At 42.0% G+C, this 23599-nt stretch carries 23 protein-coding genes; 14 read left to right on the plus strand and 9 right to left on the minus strand.

What is annotated here, in order from left to right:
- Positions 1-55: 55 nt before the first annotated feature.
- Positions 56-1678 (plus strand): ABC-F family ATP-binding cassette domain-containing protein, encoded by a 1623-nt coding sequence (locus tag M1D65_RS07775; RefSeq protein WP_003232344.1) that lies wholly within the window; start codon positions 56-58, stop codon positions 1676-1678.
- 57 nt (positions 1679-1735) lie between these two features.
- The gene (locus M1D65_RS07780; RefSeq protein WP_064671340.1) at positions 1736-2647 is read left to right on the plus strand and encodes a ketopantoate reductase family protein; all 912 of its coding nucleotides are present in this window, start codon (positions 1736-1738) and stop codon (positions 2645-2647) included.
- 33 nt (positions 2648-2680) lie between these two features.
- Here M1D65_RS07780 and M1D65_RS07785 read toward each other — a convergent pair whose 3' ends face one another.
- The 3 genes from M1D65_RS07785 to mreBH all read right to left on the minus strand — a co-directional run bounded on the left by M1D65_RS07785 (position 2681) and on the right by mreBH (position 5264).
- On the minus strand, positions 2681-3913 hold the full coding sequence (locus M1D65_RS07785) for an aminopeptidase (protein WP_003232341.1): 1233 nt from the start codon (positions 3911-3913) through the stop codon (positions 2681-2683).
- A 108-nt stretch (positions 3914-4021) separates the two neighbouring features.
- Positions 4022-4156, minus strand: a complete 135-nt coding sequence (locus M1D65_RS07790) for a protein YkpC (protein WP_003238865.1) — start codon at positions 4154-4156, stop codon at positions 4022-4024.
- Positions 4157-4256: 100 nt separating this feature from the next.
- Positions 4257-5264, minus strand: a complete 1008-nt coding sequence (gene mreBH, locus M1D65_RS07795; RefSeq protein WP_003245743.1) for a cell shape-determining protein MreBH — start codon at positions 5262-5264, stop codon at positions 4257-4259.
- A 283-nt stretch (positions 5265-5547) separates the two neighbouring features.
- On the opposite strand from mreBH, the gene abhA reads away from it, so the two are divergent.
- From abhA to ade, 5 genes are all read left to right on the plus strand, one after another.
- Positions 5548-5826 carry a transcriptional regulator AbhA gene (abhA, locus tag M1D65_RS07800; RefSeq protein ID WP_003244728.1) on the plus strand — a complete coding sequence of 93 codons (279 nt, stop codon included), beginning with the start codon at positions 5548-5550 and terminating at the stop codon, positions 5824-5826.
- Positions 5827-6015: 189 nt separating this feature from the next.
- Positions 6016-7302 (plus strand): two-component sensor histidine kinase KinC, encoded by a 1287-nt coding sequence (gene kinC / locus M1D65_RS07805; RefSeq protein ID WP_021479369.1) that lies wholly within the window; start codon positions 6016-6018, stop codon positions 7300-7302.
- Between the two features lie 15 nt (positions 7303-7317).
- Entirely contained in the window at positions 7318-8145 is an 828-nt protein-coding gene (locus M1D65_RS07810) for a gamma-glutamylcyclotransferase (RefSeq protein WP_041850869.1), read from the plus strand.
- Positions 8146-8207: 62 nt separating this feature from the next.
- On the plus strand, positions 8208-8873 hold the full coding sequence (gene ktrC / locus M1D65_RS07815) for a Ktr system potassium transporter KtrC (protein ID WP_003222311.1): 666 nt from the start codon (positions 8208-8210) through the stop codon (positions 8871-8873).
- A gap of 155 nt (positions 8874-9028) precedes the next feature.
- Complete coding sequence (gene ade, locus M1D65_RS07820; protein WP_456270829.1) at positions 9029-10762, plus strand: adenine deaminase; 1734 nt, start codon at positions 9029-9031, stop codon at positions 10760-10762.
- 32 nt (positions 10763-10794) lie between these two features.
- Here ade and rnjA read toward each other — a convergent pair whose 3' ends face one another.
- Positions 10795-12462, minus strand: a complete 1668-nt coding sequence (rnjA, locus tag M1D65_RS07825) for a ribonuclease J1 (RefSeq protein ID WP_003245660.1) — start codon at positions 12460-12462, stop codon at positions 10795-10797.
- A 5-nt stretch (positions 12463-12467) separates the two neighbouring features.
- A complete protein-coding gene (gene rnpZA, locus M1D65_RS07830) occupies positions 12468-12677 on the minus strand; it encodes an RNA polymerase subunit omega 1 (protein ID WP_003222303.1) in 210 nt (69 codons plus the stop codon).
- A 386-nt stretch (positions 12678-13063) separates the two neighbouring features.
- Between rnpZA and M1D65_RS07835 the strand changes: the two genes are divergently transcribed.
- Positions 13064-13837, plus strand: a complete 774-nt coding sequence (locus tag M1D65_RS07835) for a Cof-type HAD-IIB family hydrolase (protein ID WP_015252170.1) — start codon at positions 13064-13066, stop codon at positions 13835-13837.
- Positions 13838-13872: 35 nt separating this feature from the next.
- Here the strand turns inward: M1D65_RS07835 and def are convergent, their stop codons facing one another.
- Both def and M1D65_RS07845 read right to left on the minus strand, forming a co-directional pair.
- Positions 13873-14427, minus strand: a complete 555-nt coding sequence (def, locus tag M1D65_RS07840) for a peptide deformylase (RefSeq protein ID WP_003245474.1) — start codon at positions 14425-14427, stop codon at positions 13873-13875.
- A 109-nt stretch (positions 14428-14536) separates the two neighbouring features.
- A complete protein-coding gene (locus M1D65_RS07845) occupies positions 14537-14695 on the minus strand; it encodes a YjcZ family sporulation protein (RefSeq protein WP_014476697.1) in 159 nt (52 codons plus the stop codon).
- Between the two features lie 213 nt (positions 14696-14908).
- On the opposite strand from M1D65_RS07845, the gene M1D65_RS07850 reads away from it, so the two are divergent.
- The 5 genes from M1D65_RS07850 to lpdA all read left to right on the plus strand — a co-directional run bounded on the left by M1D65_RS07850 (position 14909) and on the right by lpdA (position 20960).
- Positions 14909-15580, plus strand: a complete 672-nt coding sequence (locus tag M1D65_RS07850) for a YkyA family protein (RefSeq protein ID WP_021479365.1) — start codon at positions 14909-14911, stop codon at positions 15578-15580.
- 423 nt (positions 15581-16003) lie between these two features.
- Positions 16004-17119 (plus strand): pyruvate dehydrogenase (acetyl-transferring) E1 component subunit alpha, encoded by a 1116-nt coding sequence (gene pdhA / locus M1D65_RS07855; RefSeq protein ID WP_003222294.1) that lies wholly within the window; start codon positions 16004-16006, stop codon positions 17117-17119.
- A 3-nt stretch (positions 17120-17122) separates the two neighbouring features.
- A complete protein-coding gene (gene pdhB, locus M1D65_RS07860) occupies positions 17123-18100 on the plus strand; it encodes a pyruvate dehydrogenase complex E1 component subunit beta (RefSeq protein WP_014113660.1) in 978 nt (325 codons plus the stop codon).
- Positions 18101-18214: 114 nt separating this feature from the next.
- Positions 18215-19543, plus strand: a complete 1329-nt coding sequence (gene pdhC / locus M1D65_RS07865; protein ID WP_003232311.1) for a pyruvate dehydrogenase complex dihydrolipoyllysine-residue acetyltransferase — start codon at positions 18215-18217, stop codon at positions 19541-19543.
- Between the two features lie 4 nt (positions 19544-19547).
- On the plus strand, positions 19548-20960 hold the full coding sequence (gene lpdA, locus M1D65_RS07870; protein WP_003232309.1) for a dihydrolipoyl dehydrogenase: 1413 nt from the start codon (positions 19548-19550) through the stop codon (positions 20958-20960).
- Between the two features lie 44 nt (positions 20961-21004).
- Here lpdA and slp read toward each other — a convergent pair whose 3' ends face one another.
- Positions 21005-21379 carry a peptidoglycan-associated lipoprotein Slp gene (gene slp, locus M1D65_RS07875; protein ID WP_003245672.1) on the minus strand — a complete coding sequence of 125 codons (375 nt, stop codon included), beginning with the start codon at positions 21377-21379 and terminating at the stop codon, positions 21005-21007.
- A gap of 418 nt (positions 21380-21797) precedes the next feature.
- Here slp and M1D65_RS07880 point away from each other — a divergent pair, with 418 nt between their 5' ends.
- The gene (locus M1D65_RS07880; protein ID WP_003232305.1) at positions 21798-21917 is read left to right on the plus strand and encodes a GapA-binding peptide SR1P; all 120 of its coding nucleotides are present in this window, start codon (positions 21798-21800) and stop codon (positions 21915-21917) included.
- Positions 21918-21956: 39 nt separating this feature from the next.
- Here M1D65_RS07880 and speA read toward each other — a convergent pair whose 3' ends face one another.
- Complete coding sequence (speA, locus tag M1D65_RS07885) at positions 21957-23429, minus strand: arginine decarboxylase (RefSeq protein WP_014479695.1); 1473 nt, start codon at positions 23427-23429, stop codon at positions 21957-21959.
- Positions 23430-23599: the final 170 nt, after the last annotated feature.

Raw genomic sequence — 23599 nt, forward strand, 5'->3', positions numbered from 1 at the left:
TGCCCTGCATTCATGGTATACTTTTATTGATGATAGACATGATGGAGGATAATAAATGATTGCTGTAAATAATGTAAGCTTGCGGTTTGCGGATCGCAAGTTATTTGAAGATGTTAATATTAAATTTACCCCAGGCAACTGCTATGGGTTAATTGGTGCAAACGGTGCCGGTAAATCAACGTTTCTAAAGGTGCTGTCAGGTGAAATCGAGCCTCAGACAGGCGACGTGCATATGAGTCCTGGCGAGCGTCTTGCCGTCTTGAAGCAGAACCATTTTGAGTACGAAGAGTATGAAGTGCTGAAAGTGGTCATTATGGGCCACAAACGCCTGTATGAAGTCATGCAGGAGAAAGATGCTATTTACATGAAGCCTGATTTCTCAGATGAGGATGGGATTCGTGCTGCTGAGCTAGAAGGTGAATTTGCGGAACTGAACGGTTGGGAAGCGGAAAGTGAAGCTGCGATCCTGTTAAAAGGCCTTGGTATCTCAGAAGATCTGCACACAAAAAAGATGGCAGACCTCGGCGGTTCGGAGAAGGTAAAAGTTCTCTTGGCGCAGGCATTATTCGGCAAGCCGGATGTTCTGCTCCTCGATGAGCCGACGAACCACTTGGACCTTCAGGCAATCCAGTGGCTTGAAGAGTTTCTGATTAACTTTGAAAACACAGTTATTGTCGTATCCCATGACCGTCACTTCTTAAATAAAGTATGTACGCACATTGCCGACCTTGATTTTAACAAAATTCAAATCTATGTCGGAAACTATGATTTCTGGTACGAGTCAAGCCAACTGGCGTTAAAGCTTTCTCAAGAAGCGAACAAGAAAAAAGAAGAGCAGATTAAACAGCTTCAAGAGTTTGTCGCTAGATTCAGCGCCAATGCGTCTAAATCTAAGCAGGCTACATCAAGAAAGAAACTTCTCGAAAAAATCACGCTGGATGATATTAAACCGTCTTCCCGCCGCTATCCTTATGTTAACTTCACGCCGGAACGGGAAATCGGAAATGATGTTCTTCGCGTGGAAGGCTTAACAAAAACAATCGATGGCGTAAAGGTGCTTGACAATGTCAGCTTTATTATGAATCGAGAAGATAAAATTGCTTTCACTGGCCGAAACGAACTTGCTGTTACTACGCTGTTTAAAATCATTTCCGGGGAAATGGAAGCTGACAGCGGAACGTTTAAATGGGGTGTTACCACATCTCAGGCGTATTTTCCAAAAGACAACAGCGAATATTTCGAAGGCAGTGATCTGAACCTTGTAGACTGGCTTCGCCAATATTCTCCGCACGACCAAAGTGAGAGCTTTTTACGCGGCTTCTTAGGACGCATGCTGTTCTCTGGAGAGGAAGTCCACAAAAAAGCAAACGTACTCTCCGGGGGAGAAAAGGTCCGCTGTATGCTGTCGAAAGCGATGCTTTCTGGCGCCAATATTTTAATTTTGGATGAGCCAACTAACCATTTAGACCTAGAGTCCATTACAGCGCTCAATAACGGCTTAATCAGCTTTAAAGGCGCTATGCTGTTTACTTCCCATGACCATCAGTTTGTGCAGACCATTGCCAACAGAATTATAGAAATTACACCTAACGGCATCGTCGATAAGCAAATGAGCTATGATGAGTTCCTTGAAAATGCTGATGTGCAGAAAAAATTGACTGAACTATACGCGGAATAAAAAAAGCAGAGATTTCTCTGCTTTTTTTGATACCTAAATATGAAAGGAGATCACAACATGAAATTTTTGGTTGTCGGAGCAGGTGGAGTAGGTGGGTATATTGGCGGACGGCTTTCGGAGAAAGGAAATGATGTGACATTTCTCGTGCGCCAAAAACGAGCTGAGCAGCTGAAAAAAACCGGGCTTGTCATCCATAGTGAAAAAGGGAATGTATCATTTCAGCCCGAACTAATCAGTGCCGGAGAAACAGGGCAATTTGATGTCGTTATCATTGCTTCTAAAGCATACTCGCTTGGTCAAGTGATAGACGATGTCAAACCATTTATCCATCAGGAATCTGTCATTATCCCTTTTTTAAATGGGTACCGCCACTATGAGCAGCTATTTGCGGCATTTTCAAAAGTACAGGTGCTGGGCGGCCTGTGTTTTATAGAAAGTGCTTTAGACAACAAAGGAGAAATTCATCATACGAGCGCATCACATCGTTTTGTATTTGGAGAATGGAACGGCGAGCGTACGGAGCGGATAAGAGCGCTTGAAGAGGTATTTTCAGGTGTGAAGGCTGAAGTCATCATTAGCGGGCATATCGAGAAGGACATTTGGAAAAAGTATCTCTTTATTGCAGCGCAAGCGGGGATCACAACGTTATTTCAACGACCGCTTGGCCCAATCCTCGCCACAGAAGCCGGACGTCACACGGCCCAAACTCTTATTGGGGAAATTTGCGCCGTTTTACGAAAAGAAGGTGTTCCGGCTGATCCGGATCTTGAGGAAGAGAGCTTTCGTACGATGACCAGCATGTCTTATCATATGAAGTCCTCCATGCTTCGGGATATGGAAAACGGCCAAACGACAGAAGGCGACCACCTGCATGGATTTTTGCTTGAAAAAGCTAAACGTTTATCTCTCGCTGCACCAGTATTAGAAACCGTTTATGCGAATCTGCAAATGTATGAAGCAGAAAAATAAAAAAAGGAGGCGGAAAAGCCTCCTTTTATTTACTTAAAAAGCCCAATTTCCGTTTCTGAAGATAGGCTCTCTTTTCCCGTCTGCCGTAATTCCGTCAATATTCATATCCTTAGAACCGATCATAAAGTCCACGTGTGTAATGCTTTCATTTAGGCCTTCTTTGACAAGCTCTTCACGAGACATCTGCTTTCCGCCTTCAATATTAAAGGCATAGGCGCTTCCGATCGCCAAATGATTTGACGCGTTTTCATCAAACAGCGTGTTATAGAAAAGAATGTTTGATTGTGATATAGGTGAATCGTAAGGAACAAGTGCCACTTCACCTAAATAGTGAGAACCTTCATCTGTTTCCACCAGTTCTTTTAAAATATCCTCACCTTTTTCAGCTTTAATGTCGACTATACGGCCATTTTCAAACGTCAGGGTGAAATTTTCAATAATATTTCCGCCGTAGCTTAATGGTTTTGTGCTTGATACCACACCGTCAACCCCGTCTTTTTGCGGCAGCGTGAACACTTCTTCTGTCGGCATATTGGCCATAAACTCATGGCCGCTTTCATTCACGCTTCCCGCACCTGCCCAAACATGCTTCCTAGGCAGCTTAATTGTTAAATCAGTTCCTTCAGCTTGATAATGTAAGGCAGCGTAATGTCTCTCGTTCAAATGGTCAACTTTTTCATGAAGATTTTGGTCATGATTGATCCACGCCTGAACCGGGTTGTCTTCATTTACGCGCGTCGCTTTAAAAATTTCTTCCCACAGAAGGTGGATCGCTTCCTCCTCTGATTTGCCAGGAAACACCTTGTGAGCCCAGCCTGCTGATGCCGCACCTACGACAGTCCAGCTGACTTTGTCTGATTGAATATATTGTCTGTATGTATGTAATGCTTTGCCTGCTGCTTTTTGGAATGCCGCAATCCGTTTGGAATCTATACCTTTTAGCAAGTCTGGGTTTGACGACACAACAGAAATGAAAGCAGCTCCATTTTTGGCAAGCTCTTCTCTGCCTTTTGCTTCCCATTCAGGATATTCTTCAAATGCTTCAAACGGCGCAAGTTCGTATTTTAATTTGGCGACTTCGTCATCCTGCCAATTCACGGTGACGTTTTTTGCGCCCTTTTCATATGCGTGTTTTACAATTAAACGGACAAAATCCCGAACGTCTGTTGAAGCATTTACGACTACATACTGGCCTTTTTGGACATTAACGCCGACTTCTACCGCCAGCTGTGCATATGTATTTAATTTCTGTGAAAATGAATCCATGAATCATTCCTCCAAGCTTTTTTCTCATCATATCAAATATGATCCTATAAAGGAAAGAAGGAGCCCAAAGTGAAAAACCCAAAACGACACGTCTTGGGTTTTTCAATATTATGGATGATTCAGTTTTACAGTGCCGCCTGCAGGCGAATGAGGCATATTTGCCAAAGAAATGCTCATGCCTCCAAGAATAATTCCGCTTAAAATGGCTGCGATCGCTACTCTTCTTCCTAAATCTCTTAGCATCTGTTTCCTCCTTAACGTTTCTCCATTTCCCACAATATGAAGGAAGTGAGGAAAAAAGAAGCAAGAAATTTGCCGCGTGTGAGAATTTTGCGGGGAAAGACTATTTAATTGCCTTTTGCAGCTTATCAATCACTTCTAAAGAACGGCCTGTGCCGATTGCTACAGATTCAAGCGGGTTTTGCGCCACGTGGACAGGCACGACAATCTCTTCTGTGAGCCATTCTTTAATTCCATTAAGGAGCGCGCCGCCGCCTGTTAAAATAACGCCGCGATCAACAATATCTCCGCTCAATTCAGGCGGACAGTCCTCAAGTGTCGCTCTGATGGCTTCAAGAATATGCAGGAGGGATTCACGCATTGCATCTTGAATTTCGTTGGATTGAAGCATAATGGTTTTTGGAAGACCTGTCACGAGGTCGCGTCCCCGAATTTCCATTGCCTCTGGTATATGTTCAATCAGAGCATGGCCAATTTCCATTTTTACCTGCTCAGCTGTGCGTTCGCCGATCAGCAAATTGTATTTTTTACGGACGAAAGAAACGATATCCTCATCAAGCTGGTCTCCGCCGATCCTGATAGAATGGCAGGAAACAACGCCACCGAAGGAAATAATAGCGACCTCTGTCGTCCCTCCGCCGATATCTACTACCACATTGGCAACCGGCTCATCAACCGGTAAATCCGCTCCGATGGCGGCTGCAACTGGCTCTTCGATTAAATGAACGTTTTTCGCGCCGCAATTTTTCACCGCATCACTGATGGCGCGGCGTTCTACTGCTGTTGAGCCTGATGGTGTGCAAACGACTACGTTCGGTTTTCTGAACGACATGCCGATGCTTTTTGCGGCTTTTTTCATAATGTGCTTTAGCAGGTCAGTTGTCATATCATAGTCTGCGATCACGCCATCTTTCATCGGTCTGACAGCGACAATTTTTCCCGGTGTTTTACCGATCATGTTTTTCGCATCAGCTCCGATTGCAAGCACTGCTTTTGTCGTCGTATCCACTGCGACAACAGATGGTTCATTTAGGATAATCCCTTTATTTTTGCTGTAAACAAGTATATTAGCTGTTCCTAAGTCAATCCCGATTTCAGTTGATTGAAACATGTTTTCACCCAATCTCTATCCTAATTTAATATGATTCTACATTTAAAGTTTCTCAGAAATACTGCGATTTTTGGGGGTGTGCGTCGGTAAAGAAATGTTTTTGTAAAAAATCAAGGAACTGTGTAACAGAAGTAATACATTTTTCGGTTTTATGGAAAAAATATCTTGTAATTCTTATAGAAAGCGGGAAACTTTTTCAAAGTTTCATTCGTCTACGATATATTGAGGTACATCCTTAAAACATTACATGAGAAAAGAAACATTTAAAGGAAGAAGGGTTTTTATGAAATCAATAGGTGTTGTGAGAAAAGTAGATGAATTAGGCCGCATTGTCATGCCGATTGAGTTGAGACGGGCATTGGATATTGCCATAAAAGACAGCATTGAGTTTTTTGTTGACGGAGATAAAATTATCTTGAAAAAGTACAAACCTCATGGCGTTTGTTTAATGACTGGAGAAATCACTTCAGAAAATAAAGAATACGGCAACGGTAAAATTACGCTAAGCCCTGAGGGTGCACAGCTGCTTCTCGAAGAAATTCAAGCCGCTTTAAAAGAATAAAATTATGCTAAAAAAGGCGGAGTGATGTCATCTCCGCCTTTTTTGCGTGCCAATTTTTGATTACCGCCGCCTAAGATAAGACATCAAGATATTTGGTAATGAATGATTTGGGATACTTTACATATTTTACTCAATTATTTGTCGAAGAATGGTACAATAAGTAGAGAAACACAAGCGGCAGGTGGTCATATGAGAAAATATCAAGCTCGTATCATTTCCATCATTTTGGCAATGATTTTTATAATGTTTTGGGATTATTTATTTTATTTTATAGGCAAAAACCCGATTAATTGGCCTGTTGATATTGTGTATACTGCAGTCACGCTGGTAAGTGTCTGGATGCTGGCTTATTATATTGATGAGAAACAGCAGCTGGTTAAGAAAATGAAGGATAACGAATGGAAGTATAAACAGCTTTCTGAAGAAAAAAACCGCATCATGGATAATTTGCAGGAAATCGTATTTCAAACGAATGCAAAAGGCGAAATTACATATTTAAACCAAGCGTGGGCATCAATAACCGGCTTTTCAATCAGTGAATGTATGGGAACAATGTATAACGATTACTTCATAAAAGAAAAGCACGTAGCCGACCACATTAACACCCAAATCCAAAACAAAGCGTCTTCTGGCATGTTTACGGCAAAATACGTGACAAAGAACGGCACGATTTTTTGGGGAGAAGTTCATTATAAACTTTACTATGACCGGGATGACCAATTTACAGGCAGCCTGGGTACAATGTCAGATATCACTGAGCGGAAAGAGGCTGAAGATGAGCTCATTGAGATTAATGAACGGCTGGCGAGGGAATCCCAGAAACTATCAATCACAAGTGAACTTGCCGCAGGTATTGCTCATGAGGTCAGAAACCCTTTAACATCTGTCAGTGGTTTCCTCCAGATTATGAAAACACAATATCCGGACAGAAAAGACTATTTTGACATCATCTTTTCAGAGATTAAAAGAATCGATTTAGTGCTCAGCGAGCTGCTGCTGCTTGCAAAACCGCAGGCAATCAGATTTAAAACACACCAGCTTAATGAGATCTTGAAACAAGTCACGACATTGCTTGATACCAATGCAATTCTGTCCAATATCGTCATAGAGAAAAATTTCAAAGAGACAGATGGCTGTATGATTAATGGAGACGAAAATCAGCTGAAGCAGGTCTTTATCAACATCATTAAAAACGGAATTGAGGCAATGCCAAAGGGTGGTGTCGTAACCATTTCAACTGCTAAAACCGCCTCTCATGCAGTGATAAGCGTAAAGGATGAAGGAAACGGCATGCCGCAGGAAAAGCTGAAGCAGATTGGCAAACCTTTTTATTCAACAAAAGAAAAGGGCACTGGACTGGGACTTCCCATTTGTTTGAGAATCCTGAAGGAACATGACGGGGAATTGAAAATCGAAAGTGAAGCTGGAAAAGGCAGCGTCTTTCAAGTGGTTTTGCCTTTAAAATCAGACAGCTGAGAGGAGAAAAATAAAGTGAACTCGCTTCTGTTTGTATACGGGACATTAAGAAAGCATGAAAAAAACCATCATTTGCTGGCACAATCGGCATGTATCAATGAGCAGGCGAGAACAAAGGGAAGTTTGTTTGCTGCAAAAGAGGGGCCCACAGCTGTTTTTTATGGTGAAGGCTATATATACGGCGAAGTATATGAAGCAGATGAATTGTGTATACATAAGCTCGATCAATTTTTTCAAGGATATCATAAACAAACGGTGTTTGTAGAAACGGATGTCGGGATTAAAAATGCGCTTATTTATTTTATGAACAAAGACGGGTTTGCCGGCTTTACGAAAATAAGCAGCGGCGACTGGAAAGAACATCAGATGATCAGCAAATCGAAAAATCCCATTTATTATTTTGCCTATGGATCATGCATGGATAATGCCCGCTTTCAAAAAGCGGGAGTCGATCACTATTTTCAAGATCCAGTAGGAAGAGCTGTTTTAAAAGGATACACAACCCGCTTCACGCTAAAAAGGGATGACGGTTCAAGAGCGGACATGTTGGAAGACGGAGGAACAACAGAAGGCGTTTTATACCGTATCCCTTATTCTGCTCTCTCCTATCTATATAAAAGGGAGGGCGTCGAATCTCTTACGTATCGGCCGGCATTTGTAGACGTTGAAGCTGGCGGTAGGCACTACAAAGACTGCTTAACCTTTCTCGTCCTCCAAAAAGAAGCGGAAATTGCCCCGCCTCAGCACTATCAGATTGAAATCGAACGCGGAGCGGAGCTGTATTTGTCGCCTGAGTTTACTGAAAAGCTCAAGCGGCATATGAATTCGCTGCCAAAAGGATAACACTGTAACAAAAGAATATGATAAAATTTGATCAATATCATGTCATATAAAGGAGCACCACGATGAAAAAAGAATTTGCGGTAATTGGGCTGGGCCGTTTTGGTGGCAGTATTTGCAAAGCATTAAGCGAAGAAGGCGTCGAGGTTATGGCAATGGATATCGATGAAGATAAAGTCAACGAGTATGCCAAGATTGCATCTCACGCAGTTATCGGTGATTCGACAGACGAATCTGTCCTGAAAAATTTAGGCCTGCGAAATTTTGACCACGTTATTGTAGCAATCGGGGAAAATATTCAAGCGAGTATTTTAACGACACTCATTCTGAAAGAACTTGGCGTCCATACGATTACAGTTAAAGCGCAGAACGATTATCACGAAAAAGTGCTGTCTAAAATTGGCGCGGATCACATCGTCCACCCAGAACGCGATATGGCAAAACGAATTGCGCATAATATCGTGTCCAACAATGTACTTGACTATTTGGAGCTGTCTGAAGAGCATAGTCTTGTTGAAATCGTAGCTAACAGCCGCCTGGCTGGAAATACACTTCTCGATTTAGATATTCGCGCAAAATACGGTATTAATATCGTAGCCATAAAAAGGGGCAAGGAAGTCATCGTATCACCGCTTGCAACCGAAGTCATCCACCAAGAAGATATACTCATTGTTATTGGATCAGTTACAGACATCTCCCGTTTTGAAAAAAGAGTTCTTCATACTAAATAGCAGTCAAATAAGCCGTCCTCAAAGGGCGGTTTTTCATATTATCAGAATATAACAACTTTAATGAACTGAGCGCCAATTTCTTAAAATTTCATTGACTAAGCACAGGCGTTCCGATAGCATATTGTACCATATAATAAAAAAGAGGAGGGGCCTATTTGAATAAAGAAGCGCTAGTCAATAGGCTGAATGCTTCAGCCAAAAGACAAAAAGCTGATATCGTCATTAGGAACGGAAAAATCATGGACGTATATAATCAAGAATGGATATATGAAGATATTGCGATTACAGATGGAGTTATTGTAGGCCTCGGTGAGTATGAAGGCGAAAATATTATTGATGCAGAGGGACAAATGATTGTTCCGGGTTTTATTGATGGACATGTACATATTGAGTCATCAATGGTTACACCGATTGAGTTCGCTAAAGCAGTGTTGCCTCATGGCGTGACGACGGTTGTTACAGATCCGCATGAGATCGCAAATGTGTCTGGTGAAAGAGGGATTGTGTTTATGCTTGAACAAGCTCGGCATACACCTTTGAATATCCATTTTATGCTTCCTTCCAGTGTGCCTGCCGCAAGTTTTGAGCGATCAGGCGCAATTCTCAAAGCTGCCGATCTCAAGCCTTTTTATGAAGAAGAAGAAGTATTAGGGCTGGCTGAAGTTATGGATTATGTGTCGGTTCAGCAGGCTGAAGAAGACATGGTTCAGAAACTGCTCGATGCCCGTGTTGCAGGAAAACGGATAGACGGTCATTTAGCTGGTTTATCAACAGACCTCATTAACATTTACAGAACCGCATTTGTCTTAAATGACCATGAAGTAACATCGAAGGAAGAAGCCCTTGATCGTATCAGAAGGGGCATGTATGTCATGATGCGTGAAGGATCAGTCGCCAAAAACACGCTCAATGTGCTGCCGGCGGTGAATGAAAAGAACGCACGCCGGTTCTTTTTTTGTACGGATGATAAGCATGTGGATGATTTATTGTCAGAGGGAAGTGTAAACCATCAGGTGAAAATGGCGATTCAAGCCGGACTTGATCCGTTTTTAGCCTATCAATTAGGAAGCCTCAATGCGGCCGAATGCTACGGATTAGATACAAAGGGAGCGATTGCCCCGGGTTTTGACGCTGATTTGCTCTTTGTATCTGATCTGGAAAATGTCACTGTCACAATGACGATGGTAAAAGGGCAGACTGTTGCTGAAGACAGCAAAGCGGTCTATCATGATTATGCTTCAACTGCAGCACCAGATCAGGCACTGCTTGATTCTGTTAAGCTTGCTGATCCTCTTAACAAACAGGATTTTCATATGCCAATCGATTCAGAGCAGCAGATCAATGTCATTCAAATCATACCAAATCAGCTTGAAACAAGATTAGTACAAGTTCCGGCTCCTGTTGCCCGCGAATTTGAGCCTGACACTGAGCTTGATTTGTTAAAGATTGCAGTTGTTGAGCGGCATAAAGGATTAAAAGAAACCGGACTTGGTGTTGTGAAAGGTTTTGGATTCAAGAGCGGAGCGATTGCCACAACCATTTCACACGACTCCCATAATATTATTGCTGTCGGAACGAATGATGAGGATATCGCGGCGGCAGTTAATAAGCTGCAGGAAATTGGCGGAGGATTAACGATTATAAAAAATGGGGAAGAGCTCCATTCAGTACCGCTGCCGATTGCAGGGTTATTATCCGACCAATCTGCAGAGCAAGTGAATCAAAGCTTGCTGACGCTTCATGATAAATTGCCGTTAATCGGTTTCACAGGCGGATTTAATCCATTTTTGACATTGTCGTTTTTAGCGTTGCCTGTCATTCCTGATATTAAAATGACGACTACGGGCTTATTCGATGTAAAATCATTTCAACACATATCACTGCAATAAAAGAGGCACTCCCTTAGGGAGTGCCTCTTTTTTTAAACCTCCATAATGATCGGCAGGATCATTGGACGGCGCTTTGTTTTTTCGTACAAGAAAGGTGCAAGCGTGTCTGTAATCTCATTTTTGATTTCAGACCATTGAGTCGTTTTTCGTTCCATTACTTTTTGTAAGTGATTTGAAATGAGCTCTTGAGCGTCGTTGATCAAGTCGCCAGATTCTCTCATGTACACAAATCCTCTGGAAATCAAATCAGGACCCGCTGAAATCTTGAAGTCGTCCATGTCAATGCTGACAACAACGATGACAAGTCCTTCTTCAGAGAGAATTCTGCGATCACGAAGTACGATATTGCCAATATCACCGATACCGCTTCCGTCAATGTACACTGAACCGGACGGGATTTTTCCTGCAACTGAAGCCTCGTCGCCTTTAAGCGCTAATACTTCACCATTATCCATGATAAAGCAGTTTTCCTCTGGGATGCCACAATCTGTTGCAAGTTTGACATGCATCTTTTGCATTCTGTACTCACCGTGAATCGGCATGAAGAATTTAGGTTTGATTAAACGAAGCATCAGCTTCTGTTCTTCCTGTCCGCCGTGACCGGATGTATGGATATCGTTAAGAGGGCCATGAATAACCTCAGCACCCGCACGATACAGCTGGTTGATTGTTCGACTCACGCTGATTGTGTTGCCTGGGATAGGGGATGAAGAAAATACGACTGTATCCCCAGGATTGATTGAAATTTGGCGGTGTGTGCCGTTTGCAATTCTTGATAACGCCGCCATTGGTTCCCCTTGGCTTCCTGTACATAAAATTGTTACTTTATTAGCAGGCATACGATTGATTTCGTTATGCTCAATAAACGTATTTTTAGGACAGTTAATATAACCGAGTGTCTGTCCAATTTCGATAGCCGATTCCATACTGCGTCCAAATACGGCAACTTTTCTTCCATTTTGTACAGCAGCTTCAATTACCTGCTGCAAGCGGTGAATATTCGACGCAAATGTAGCGAAGATAATTCGGCCGTCCACCTTGCGGAAAATGTCATGAATGCTTTCTCCTACACGGCGCTCAGACATGGTAAACTCCGGATTTTCACTGTTTGTGCTGTCTGAAAGAAGGCACAAAACGCCTTCTTTACCGATTTCGGCCATTTTCGTTAAGTTTGCCGGCTCGCCGACTGGAGTAAAGTCGAATTTAAAATCCCCAGTATGTACGATGTTTCCGGGCGGCGTTTTTACAACAATGCCGTAGGAATCCGGAATACTGTGTGTTGTTCTGAAGAATGACACAGCCGTTTTGCGGAACTTTACAATATCATCCTCGCCGATAATGTTCAGTTTCGTCTGTCTTAATAATCCATGCTCTTCAAGTTTATTCCGAAGTAAGCCGATCGCGAGTTTTCCGCCGTATACAGGAATATTCACTTGTCTGAGCAGGTATGGAATACCGCCGATGTGGTCTTCGTGCCCGTGGGTGATAAAAAGCCCTTTGATTTTATCTTCGTTTTTGACTAAATACGTATAATCAGGGATGACGTAGTCAATTCCGAGCAGTTCGTCCTCGGGAAACTTGATCCCCGCATCAATCAGTACAATTTCATCCTGGAATTGCACCGCGTACGTATTTTTACCGATTTCGCCCAAACCTCCGAGGGCGAAAACAGCAGTCTGATCATTTTTTACAAATTTCATACCGCTCATAACTCCAATACTTTAAAATTTTCGCTCTGTTGTTCATATTCTAAGAATGCACCATCAACAGGTGTAATAAACTCAATATTAAATTTCTTTTCTTTCAGCTTTGTTCTGACGTCACGCTCAGATACGCCTTCAATATAAAGTGAATCTGTCTTTTCCCGAACAGGTACTTCGTCAGCCTTCTCTTGATAAAATACCTTATAAATCATTCCAAATCTCTCCTTAAATGCCGTATGTTAGACTCGCTCATTCTATTATATTCGAAAACGGAATATAAGGAAAGCCTTGAGCAAAATAAGGATCTCTCAAAAAGTGAAAGATCCCTTGTCAGGCAATTGCTTTCTTACGGAGCATTCCGTTCCATTGTCTTCTGAGTTTCTTTCTTAATTTACGCAGCATTAGCCAGTCCCTCCTTTAAATGAAAAATTTGTCCCAGAGTTCTTTTATACAAATAGTATACGGAGATTGAGGAAGACTTTTCGTGGTTATTAATGGAATTTAATATGATTTTTGAACGAAATTGTTTGCTGAATGACAATCTTTTTGTATGATGAGGGTGGGAATTGCAGACCAAGACGATAAAGGGGAAGTTGCGATGGATTCTAAATTAATCTTTTTTGATATTGACGGCACAATATATGATCATGATAAGAATATACCGGAAAGTACAAGAAAAACCGTGGCGGAGCTGCAGCGCCAAGGGCATCATGTGTTTATTGCCAGCGGCCGGTCTCCATTTTTGGTTAAGCCGATTTTGGAGGAGCTGGGCATCCACTCATTTATTTCCTACAATGGACAGTTTGTTGTCTTTGAAAATCAAGTGATTTATAAAAATCCGCTGCCTGAAGATGCAATCAGACGATTATTAAAGCAGGCGGATGAAGGCAAGCATCCTGTTGTGTTTATGGCCGAGGACACGATGAAAGCGACTGTTGCGGATCACCCTCATGTTCTCGAGGGAATCGGCAGCCTTAAAACCGATTACCCAGAGACCGATGACCTTTTTTATGAAGGAAAAGAAATTTTTCAGCTTCTTTTATTTTGTCAGGATGAAGAAGAAAAAGCTTATGCCGCTTTTCCTGAGTTTGATCTAGTTCGCTGGCATGAGCTATCGACTGATGTTCTGCCGCACGGAGGTTCGAAGGCAGAAGGAATCAAAAAAGTGATTGAGCGTCTTCCGTTTGATATCGGCGATACATATGCTTTCGGCGACGGATTAAATGATCTGCAAATGATTGAATATGTAGGGACAGGCGTTGCTATGGGAAATGCTGTTCCCGAACTGAAAGAAATCGCGGACTTTGTAACAAAGCCGGTGGACGAAGATGGAATTGCATACGCTGTCAAAGAATTGGGCCTTTTAAAATAAAGAAACGGCTGGCATTGTGCCAGCCGTTTTTTCTTTTAGCGCTCAATTGCGATTGCATTTTCAGGTTCTTTGAAAGGATTTTCCTTATCAATATGATCATAGAACATAACGCCGTTCAAATGATCGATCTCATGCTGAAACACAATAGCCGGAAATCCTTTTAAACGAATATCAATATTTTCGCCTTCTAGTGTTGTTCCTTTTACTCTGATGCGAGCATAGCGGGGAACATAACCGGGAATCGCTTCATCCACAGAGAGGCAGCCTTCGCCGCTTGTTAAGTAGCTTTTTTCAACTGAATGGCTGACGATCTTAGGATTAAACAGAGCATAGCTGTATAATTTACCGGAAGCATCTTCCGCATGAACGGCGATCATTCGTTTTTTGATATTAATTTGAGGAGCTGCGAGCCCTACGCCAGGGCGCAGCTTGTATTTTTCGGCTAATTCCGGATTTTGGCTGTTTTTAACAAATTCGATCATGTCGGCCAGCTGCTGTTTTTCTGCATCAGTTGGAGGCAGCTCAACAGGTTCGGCAGTCTCTCTGAGGGCTGGATGGCCGTCACGTACGATGTTTTCCATAGTAATCAAGAAACTTCACTCCTAAAGCTTAATATGTAAATTATATCGGATTTCTTCACAAAGGTGCAACGAAACGAATGACCAGCCGTATATGGCTGGTCAATTTCATGCTGTGTGGTTAGCAACAGCCTCCGCCTAAATAAGCAGCTCCGACAATGATTAACAGAATGAATAAAACAACGATTAGCGCAAAGGTGCGGCCGTAGCCATATCCGTAGCCACCATATCCGTAACCACCATAACTGCAGCAGCCTCCGCCGTAACCATATCCATACATATTACATAACCTCCTCTTTTAATTACGCCAGAGCCTTTATAAGTAGGCATAGCGTCTAATATAACCTATGTAAAAACAAAAAAGTTGTATGGTCATCTGTCCTGATTTTTCACTTTTTTGATTTAATTTCAGTATTGCATTAATACAGCACGACTATTGCCAAATGTCCCCATGGATTCTATAGTAGAAATTGTCAAGATTGGGGGATTTAACGTGAAAGACGCAATAAAACGGCGGCCTGGAATGAAGATCGGAGCTTTTTGTGCCATGGCACTGATATTAACAGGATGCATGGGACAGGACCCGGTTGATTCACTTCATCATTCATTAGAAAAAGCCGCGGAATCGGAAAAGCCGTTTCAAGAAGAACAAAAAACACTCAAAGAATTAGAGGCCAAAGAAAATCAGCTTTACGATAGTGTTATGAAGCTCAATATGGATGATTATAAAAAAATTGTTGCTTTATCTGATAAGGCGCTTGAAAATGTCAGCAAGCGCGAAGAACACCTAAAGCTTGAAAATGACAGCATGAAAAAATCGGAAACGGAATTTGAGGAAGCAAAAACGTCAGCGGAACATATTAAGGAAAAAGACATAAAAGAAAAGGCCGATGCCGCAGCAAACCATATGGAGAAAAGATATACATCATATGGCACTATGTATAAAGAGTATAAAAAAGCGCTTGAGCTTAATAAAAAACTGTATATGCAGCTGAAAGACAAAGATTTGACAAGAGATGATCTGGATCAGCAGATCGATAAAGTCAATGCTTCTTATGAAAAGATCCTTAAATATAGCGGAGAATTTAATGAACAAACCGAAAAATATAATAAAGCCCGGGAAGATTTATATGATGCTGCAGGCTATCGTGTGAAAAAGAGCTGACTCGATCAGCTCTTTTTTTGAATGAAATGCGATTCGGATTTCGTTCAAAATTTTCATTTCTATTGTAGTACAGCATAGTAAGGTATACTAGTACAGTTTTGGGTGCGGTTGGCATCTGTTTTTTTGTTGAAAATGTAAAGCGAATACATTTATTGAAAATCAGCGATGAAAACGATTGACGGTTCTTCTTTATTTGGTGTAAACTAATCCATGTTAAGCGGTGTTGTATTAGTTTTTTACAACTTCGAAATAATACAGTTCAAAGCAGAGTGTAACTATCCTACATAAAAGGTTTTGGCAAACTGGGGATCGGCTAAAATATAATACGACTTACTGCTGATACTTTAGGGTACCCTAAGTTTGTATGTATAAAAGGAATGCACGTCTAATGACTGTTTAAAAGAAAGGAAGAGGTGACTTAGTATGGCTGCAAAAACGAAAAAAGCTATCGTTGACAGTAAGAAGCAATTTGATGCCATTAAAAAGCAGTTCGAAACGTTCCAAATTTTAAATGAAAAGGGAGAAGTCGTGAATGAAGCGGCGATGCCTGATTTAACTGATGATCAATTAAAAGAGCTAATGCGCCGCATGGTATTTACGCGTGTGCTTGACCAACGCTCTATCTCATTAAACCGTCAAGGACGTCTCGGATTTTACGCTCCTACTGCGGGTCAAGAAGCTTCTCAGATTGCAACGCATTTCGCGCTTGAAAAAGAAGACTTTGTTCTTCCTGGATACCGTGATGTGCCTCAGTTAATTTGGCACGGCCTTCCATTATATCAAGCGTTTCTTTTCTCTCGCGGACATTTCAGAGGAAACCAAATGCCTGATGATGTGAATGCCCTTTCTCCACAAATCATTATCGGTGCTCAATACATTCAAACTGCCGGTGTTGCGCTAGGTCTTAAAAAACGCGGTAAGAAAGCTGTCGCAATCACTTACACTGGTGACGGCGGAGCTTCTCAAGGGGACTTCTACGAAGGAATTAACTTTGCCGGAGCTTATAAAGCACCTGCGATCTTCGTGGTACAAAACAACCGTTACGCGATTTCAACTCCTGTTGAAAAACAATCTGCAGCTGAAACAATTGCACAAAAAGCTGTAGCTGCCGGTATTGTCGGCGTACAAGTAGACGGAATGGATCCGCTTGCTGTATACGCAGCAACTGCTGAAGCACGCGAGCGCGCAATCAACGGCGAAGGTCCAACACTAATTGAAACACTTACATTCCGTTATGGCCCGCACACAATGGCTGGTGACGATCCTACTAAATATCGTACAAAAGAAATCGAAAATGAGTGGGAACAAAAAGATCCGCTTGTACGTTTCCGTGCGTTCCTTGAAAACAAAGGCTTATGGTCTGAAGAAGAAGAAGCAAAAGTAATTGAGGATGCGAAAGAAGAAATTAAGCAAGCGATCAAAAAAGCTGATGCTGAACCGAAGCAAAAAGTAACTGATTTAATGAAAATCATGTACGAAAAAATGCCTCACAACCTTGAGGAGCAATTTGAAATTTATACACAGAAGGAGTCGAAGTAAGCCATGGCGCAAATGACAATGATTCAAGCAATCACGGATGCGTTACGCACAGAACTGAAAAATGACGAAAATGTCTTAGTTTTCGGAGAAGACGTTGGTGTAAACGGCGGCGTATTCCGTGCGACAGAAGGATTGCAAAAAGAATTCGGTGAAGACCGTGTGTTTGACACGCCACTTGCTGAATCTGGTATCGGCGGTCTTGCCCTTGGTTTAGGCTTAAACGGCTTCCGTCCGGTAATGGAAATCCAATTCTTCGGATTTGTTTATGAAGTAATGGATTCAGTTTCTGGCCAAATGGCTCGTATGCGCTACCGTTCTGGCGGACGCTGGACTTCACCTGTAACAATTCGTTCTCCATTCGGCGGCGGTGTTCATACTCCTGAACTTCACGCTGACAGCTTGGAAGGTCTTGTTGCACAACAGCCTGGTATCAAAGTTGTGATTCCATCAACTCCTTACGATGCCAAAGGACTTTTAATTTCTGCGATCAGAGATAATGATCCTGTTGTCTTCTTAGAACACATGAAGCTTTACCGTTCTTTCCGTCAGGAAGTTCCTGAAGAAGAATACACAATTGAGCTTGGAAAAGCTGACGTGAAACGTGAAGGTACTGATCTTTCAATCATCACTTACGGCGCAATGGTTCATGAATCATTAAAAGCTGCTGAGGAGCTTGAAAAAGACGGCATTTCTGCTGAAGTTGTCGACCTTCGTACAGTAAGCCCACTTGATATCGATACAATTATCGCTTCTGTAGAAAAAACAGGACGCGCGATTGTCGTTCAAGAGGCACAAAAACAAGCCGGTATTGCTGCAAACGTAGTAGCAGAAATTAATGACCGTGCGATCCTGAGCTTGGAAGCACCTGTACTTCGCGTTGCAGCGCCAGATACAGTATTTCCTTTCTCTCAAGCGGAGAGCGTATGGCTTCCAAACCATAAAGACGTTCTTGAAACAGCAAGAAAAGTACTTGAATTTTAATCAAACTGCATAATCGAGAGGGAAGATGAACGTTTTCCCTCTATTATATATCTGTTTTCAATGCTTACGATGTAAACTTTAAAATTGCTTAATCAAACTAGGAGGTCGAGAACTGTGGCATTTGAATTTAAACTTCCAGATATCGGGGAAGGTATCCACGAAGGCGAAATCGTAAAATGGTTTGTCAAGCCTAACGACGAGGTAGACGAAGATGATGTACTGGCTGAAGTCCAAAATGATAAAGCAGTAGTAGAAATTCCTTCACCTGTTAAAGGAAAAGTATTAGAATTAAAAGTTGAAGAGGGAACGGTTGCAACTGTTGGACAAACGATTATTACGTTTGATGCACCTGGTTACGAAGATCTTCAATTTAAAGGCAGCGACGAGTCTGACGATGCGAAAACTGAAGCACAAGTTCAGTCAACTGCAGAAGCTGGACAAGACGTTGCGAAAGAAGAGCAAGCTCAAGAGCCTGCAAAAGCTACTGGCGCAGGGCAGCAGGATCAAGCTGAAGTTGACCCGAACAAACGCGTGATCGCTATGCCTTCCGTACGTAAATATGCTCGTGAAAAAGGCGTAGACATCCGTAAGGTTACTGGTTCAGGCAACAACGGACGTGTTGTAAAAGAAGATATCGACAGCTTTGTAAACGGAGGAGCGCAAGAAGCTGCACCGCAAGAAACAGCTGCACCACAAGAAACAGCTGCTAAACCGGCTGCTGCACCAGCTCCAGAGGGCGAATTCCCAGAAACACGCGAAAAAATGAGCGGTATCCGTAAAGCAATTGCAAAAGCGATGGTTAACTCTAAACACACTGCTCCTCACGTAACGTTAATGGACGAAGTGGACGTAACAAACCTTGTTGCACATCGTAAACAGTTCAAACAAGTTGCTGCTGATCAAGGAATCAAGCTGACTTACTTGCCTTACGTTGTAAAAGCTCTTACATCTGCACTGAAAAAATTCCCTGTTTTAAACACGTCAATTGACGATAAAACAGATGAAGTTATTCAAAAACATTACTTCAACATCGGTATCGCTGCTGACACTGAAAAAGGCTTGCTTGTACCGGTTGTGAAAAATGCAGATCGTAAATCTGTCTTTGAAATTTCTGATGAGATCAATGGCCTTGCAACAAAAGCTCGTGAAGGCAAGCTTGCTCCAGCTGAAATGAAAGGCGCATCTTGCACAATTACAAACATCGGTTCTGCCGGCGGACAATGGTTCACTCCGGTTATCAACCATCCAGAAGTTGCGATTCTTGGTATCGGACGCATTGCAGAAAAAGCGATTGTTCGTGATGGCGAAATCGTAGCAGCTCCAGTCTTAGCTCTTTCTCTCAGCTTCGACCACCGTATGATCGACGGAGCAACTGCGCAAAATGCATTAAATCACATCAAGCGTTTACTGAACGATCCACAATTAATTTTAATGGAGGCGTAATGTTATGGTAGTAGGAGATTTCCCTATTGAAACAGATACTCTTGTAATTGGTGCGGGACCTGGCGGCTATGTAGCTGCCATCCGCGCTGCACAGCTTGGACAAAAAGTAACAGTCGTTGAAAAAGCAACTCTTGGAGGCGTTTGTCTGAACGTTGGATGTATCCCTTCAAAAGCGCTGATCAATGCAGGTCACCGTTATGAGAATGCAAAACATTCTGATGACATGGGAATCACTGCTGAAAATGTAACAGTTGATTTCACAAAAGTTCAAGAATGGAAAGCTTCTGTTGTCAACAAGCTTACTGGCGGTGTAGCAGGTCTTCTTAAAGGCAACAAAGTAGATGTTGTAAAAGGTGAAGCTTACTTTGTAGACAGCAATTCAGTTCGTGTTATGGATGAGAACTCTGCTCAAACATACACGTTCAAAAATGCAATCATCGCTACTGGATCTCGTCCTATCGAATTGCCAAACTTCAAATATAGTGAGCGTGTCCTGAATTCAACTGGCGCTTTGGCTCTTAAAGAAATTCCTAAAAAGCTCGTTGTTATCGGCGGCGGATACATCGGAACTGAACTTGGAACTGCGTATGCTAACTTCGGTACTGAACTTGTTATTCTTGAAGGCGGAGATGAAATTCTTCCTGGCTTCGAAAAACAAATGAGTTCTCTCGTTACACGCAGACTGAAGAAAAAAGGCAACGTTGAAATCCATACAAACGCGATGGCTAAAGGCGTTGAAGAAAGACCAGACGGCGTAACAGTTACTTTCGAAGTAAAAGGCGAAGAAAAAACTGTTGATGCTGATTACGTATTGATTACAGTAGGACGCCGTCCAAACACTGATGAGCTTGGTCTTGAGCAAGTCGGTATCGAAATGACGGACCGCGGTATCGTGAAAACTGACAAACAGTGCCGCACAAACGTACCTAACATTTATGCAATCGGTGATATCATCGAAGGACCGCCGCTTGCTCATAAAGCATCTTACGAAGGTAAAATCGCTGCAGAAGCTATCGCTGGAGAGCCTGCAGAAATCGATTACCTTGGTATTCCTGCGGTTGTTTTCTCTGAGCCTGAACTTGCATCAGTTGGTTACACTGAAGCACAGGCGAAAGAAGAAGGTCTTGACATTGTTGCTGCTAAATTCCCATTTGCAGCAAACGGCCGCGCGCTTTCTCTTAACGAAACAGACGGCTTCATGAAGCTGATCACTCGTAAAGAGGACGGTCTTGTGATCGGTGCGCAAATCGCCGGAGCAAGTGCTTCTGATATGATTTCTGAATTAAGCTTAGCGATTGAAGGCGGCATGACTGCTGAAGATATCGCAATGACAATTCACGCTCACCCAACATTGGGCGAAATCACAATGGAAGCTGCTGAAGTGGCAATCGGAAGTCCGATTCACATCGTAAAATAATTTTCATATCAAAAACAGCCCCGCTTTGAGCGAGGGCTGTTTTTTTATTTTGACAGCACATGCTGTAATGGTTTAATGATGTCTTCTTTCTTTTTCACACATCCCTCGATTTTCACCACGACATGGCGCTGATCAACAACCATAAGGGTAGGGACAGTTTCAATCTCATCTTCCCAGCCTTCTTTTTTATCATAGACCTTCATTTTATCTATTTGCTCGGGATAATCTTTTTCTAAATCAAGCAGTGCATCGTAATAAGGCGCTTCCTGGTCTATTTGGTTCTCATCAGAAAAAAACAGGATTTGTGTATGATGAATGTTGTCAATCCGGCTTTTTTTCATCGGATTGATGGTGGAAAGCGTACAGCCCGATAAAGCAAATACTATTATCAGCATGGGGAATACCGCGCGATATCGCATCTATCTTCTCCTCTGTATAAACAGTAGTTAACTAGCTTTAGTTTATCACGAGAGGCGGCTTAATCTGCTTCTTGTTACCTAATTGTTATATAATTGAAACCGTTTTTAAAGTGAGATTACATATTATATCAATCGTTTAAAATAGCAACCTGGGGTATATTGAATTTTTTGCTGCATTCTTGGATGAAAGTTCAAGAAAACGTGCAATTACATTATGTGCTGTGGCATATATATCGAGTAAAGCTTCTGTATGAAGAAGATATTGTATGATGGAAAATGGAAAAACAAGGTGAATATGATGAGATGAAATAAAATGTGTTATACAGTTTGTTGTTGACATTTTAAATGTGACATATTAATATAATAACAACAAAAGAAATTAAGCGTTTTCAAATTTCAAAGAAATGGGGAATAAGAGATGGGTACGATTGTTTGCCAAGATTGCAACGAAGCCATTCATTACTTTGAAGATGAGAAAGTGACAACATTATACGGAACATGCTGCGGACAATGTCAATGTCCTGTTGATGAAGAGTAAAAAAAAGCATGCGGCTTAAAGCCGCATGCTTTTTATTTTTTATTGAATTGCTTTTTGTTCTTTGATGACTCGGATCATATGTAAAGTCGAGTCCTCAGGTCCTTGAACAGGGAGGCCTGCGTCAAGGTTTTTAAAAATGTAGCTGATGTTTTCTTCTGTAATAATTTCTCCTGGGATGAAGATTGGAATACCAGGCGGATATACCATGACAAATTCAGCAATAATCCGTCCGGATGCTTCTTTTAATGGGATGACTTCCGTATTTGCATAGAAAGCATCACGCGGAGTCATTGCCAATAAAGGTATTTCTGGAAGCAGAACCTCAGTTTGCTGATGTGTTACATCTTGTTCTGACATTTGCTGTGCGATCTCAGTTAAAGCCTCTACAAGCCGGTCTGCATCATTTTGGCTGTCACCAGGAGTGAAAATACACAAAATATTGTACAGATCAGAAAGCTCAACCTCAATATTAAAGGATTCACGAAGCCATTTTTCCACGTCATGTCCTGTCAGGCCAAGACTTTTCACAGAGATAATCAATTTTGTCGGATCATAGCTGTAAGCTGCTTTCGACCCAAGAATCTCAGAACCGACACAATAAATGCCTTCAATCTGGTTGAGGCGATCTCTCGTCTGATTGGCAAGCTTTAGTGTTTCCTCAGCAAGCTGGTGGCCTTCTGTTGCAAGGCGTTTTCTGGCAACATCCAAAGAAGCAAGAAGCAAGTAAGAAGTTGACGTAGTTGTCAGCATGCTCAGTATGGATTGCACTCTGTCTTTTGATACAAGGCCCTCTCTCATGTTTAAAATAGAACTTTGCGTGAGTGATCCGCCCAGCTTGTGTACACTTGTCGCTGCTATGTCCGCTCCTGCCTGCATAGCCGATAGCGGCAATTCGTCGTGAAAATGAATGTGAACGCCGTGTGCTTCATCGACAAGCACTGGCACATCAAACGAATGAGCGAGTTCTACGATGCTTTTTAAGTCGGCTGCAACACCGAAATATGTCGGGTTGATGACGAGAAGCCCTTTTGCATCCGGATGTTCGGTAAGCGCCCGTTTAGCAGATTCAAGTGTAATGCCGTGGGAGATGCCCAATTCATTGTCAATTTCAGGATGAATAAAAATTGGAACCGCTCCGGAAAATACAATAGCTGTCATAATTGATTTATGAACATTTCTTGGAATAATAATTTTATCACCAGGTCCGCAAACAGCCATTACCATTGTCATAATGGCGCCGCTTGTTCCTTGAACAGAAAAAAATGTATGATCCGCTCCAAATGCTTCAGCAGCCAGATCTTGTGCTTGTTTAATAATGCCTTTTGGCGCGTGCAGATCGTCTAATGGTTCAATATTAATTAAATCTATGCTTAACGCGTTTTCACCGATAAATTGTCTGAATTCTGGGTCCATTCCTGCCCCTTTTTTATGGCCGGGAATGTGGAATTGAACAGGCTGTCTGCTTGCATGCTTTTTCAGTCCTGTGTATAAGGGTGTTTCATGTTGCGACAATTGTTTTCCCACCTTTGTAATCATACCTATGCATAATAGTGTGTATTAAAATCAGTTTCTCAACCGTTTTTTAGACGTAAAACAAATGAATTATATTATGAACTTGAAAGAATGTAAAGAACAATTTATGATCAAATGAAGATGCTTTCTCTTAAGGGAAGTAAATCTAC

It is taken from the genome of Bacillus sp. JZ39, from assembly GCF_053903145.1.

Coding starts and splice junctions, on each gene's coding strand:
- M1D65_RS07775 (WP_003232344.1), top strand. CDS start 56: ATGATTGCTGTAAATAATGTAAGCTTGCGGTTTGCGGATCGCAAGTTA.
- M1D65_RS07780 (WP_064671340.1), top strand. CDS start 1,736: ATGAAATTTTTGGTTGTCGGAGCAGGTGGAGTAGGTGGGTATATTGGC.
- M1D65_RS07785 (WP_003232341.1), bottom strand. CDS start 3,913: ATGGATTCATTTTCACAGAAATTAAATACATATGCACAGCTGGCGGTA.
- M1D65_RS07790 (WP_003238865.1), bottom strand. CDS start 4,156: ATGCTAAGAGATTTAGGAAGAAGAGTAGCGATCGCAGCCATTTTAAGC.
- mreBH (WP_003245743.1), bottom strand. CDS start 5,264: ATGTTTCAATCAACTGAAATCGGGATTGACTTAGGAACAGCTAATATA.
- abhA (WP_003244728.1), top strand. CDS start 5,548: ATGAAATCAATAGGTGTTGTGAGAAAAGTAGATGAATTAGGCCGCATT.
- kinC (WP_021479369.1), top strand. CDS start 6,016: ATGAGAAAATATCAAGCTCGTATCATTTCCATCATTTTGGCAATGATT.
- ktrC (WP_003222311.1), top strand. CDS start 8,208: ATGAAAAAAGAATTTGCGGTAATTGGGCTGGGCCGTTTTGGTGGCAGT.
- rnjA (WP_003245660.1), bottom strand. CDS start 12,462: ATGAAATTTGTAAAAAATGATCAGACTGCTGTTTTCGCCCTCGGAGGT.
- rnpZA (WP_003222303.1), bottom strand. CDS start 12,677: ATGATTTATAAGGTATTTTATCAAGAGAAGGCTGACGAAGTACCTGTT.
- M1D65_RS07835 (WP_015252170.1), top strand. CDS start 13,064: ATGGATTCTAAATTAATCTTTTTTGATATTGACGGCACAATATATGAT.
- M1D65_RS07845 (WP_014476697.1), bottom strand. CDS start 14,695: ATGTATGGATATGGTTACGGCGGAGGCTGCTGCAGTTATGGTGGTTAC.
- pdhA (WP_003222294.1), top strand. CDS start 16,004: ATGGCTGCAAAAACGAAAAAAGCTATCGTTGACAGTAAGAAGCAATTT.
- pdhB (WP_014113660.1), top strand. CDS start 17,123: ATGGCGCAAATGACAATGATTCAAGCAATCACGGATGCGTTACGCACA.
- lpdA (WP_003232309.1), top strand. CDS start 19,548: ATGGTAGTAGGAGATTTCCCTATTGAAACAGATACTCTTGTAATTGGT.
- slp (WP_003245672.1), bottom strand. CDS start 21,379: ATGCGATATCGCGCGGTATTCCCCATGCTGATAATAGTATTTGCTTTA.
- M1D65_RS07880 (WP_003232305.1), top strand. CDS start 21,798: ATGGGTACGATTGTTTGCCAAGATTGCAACGAAGCCATTCATTACTTT.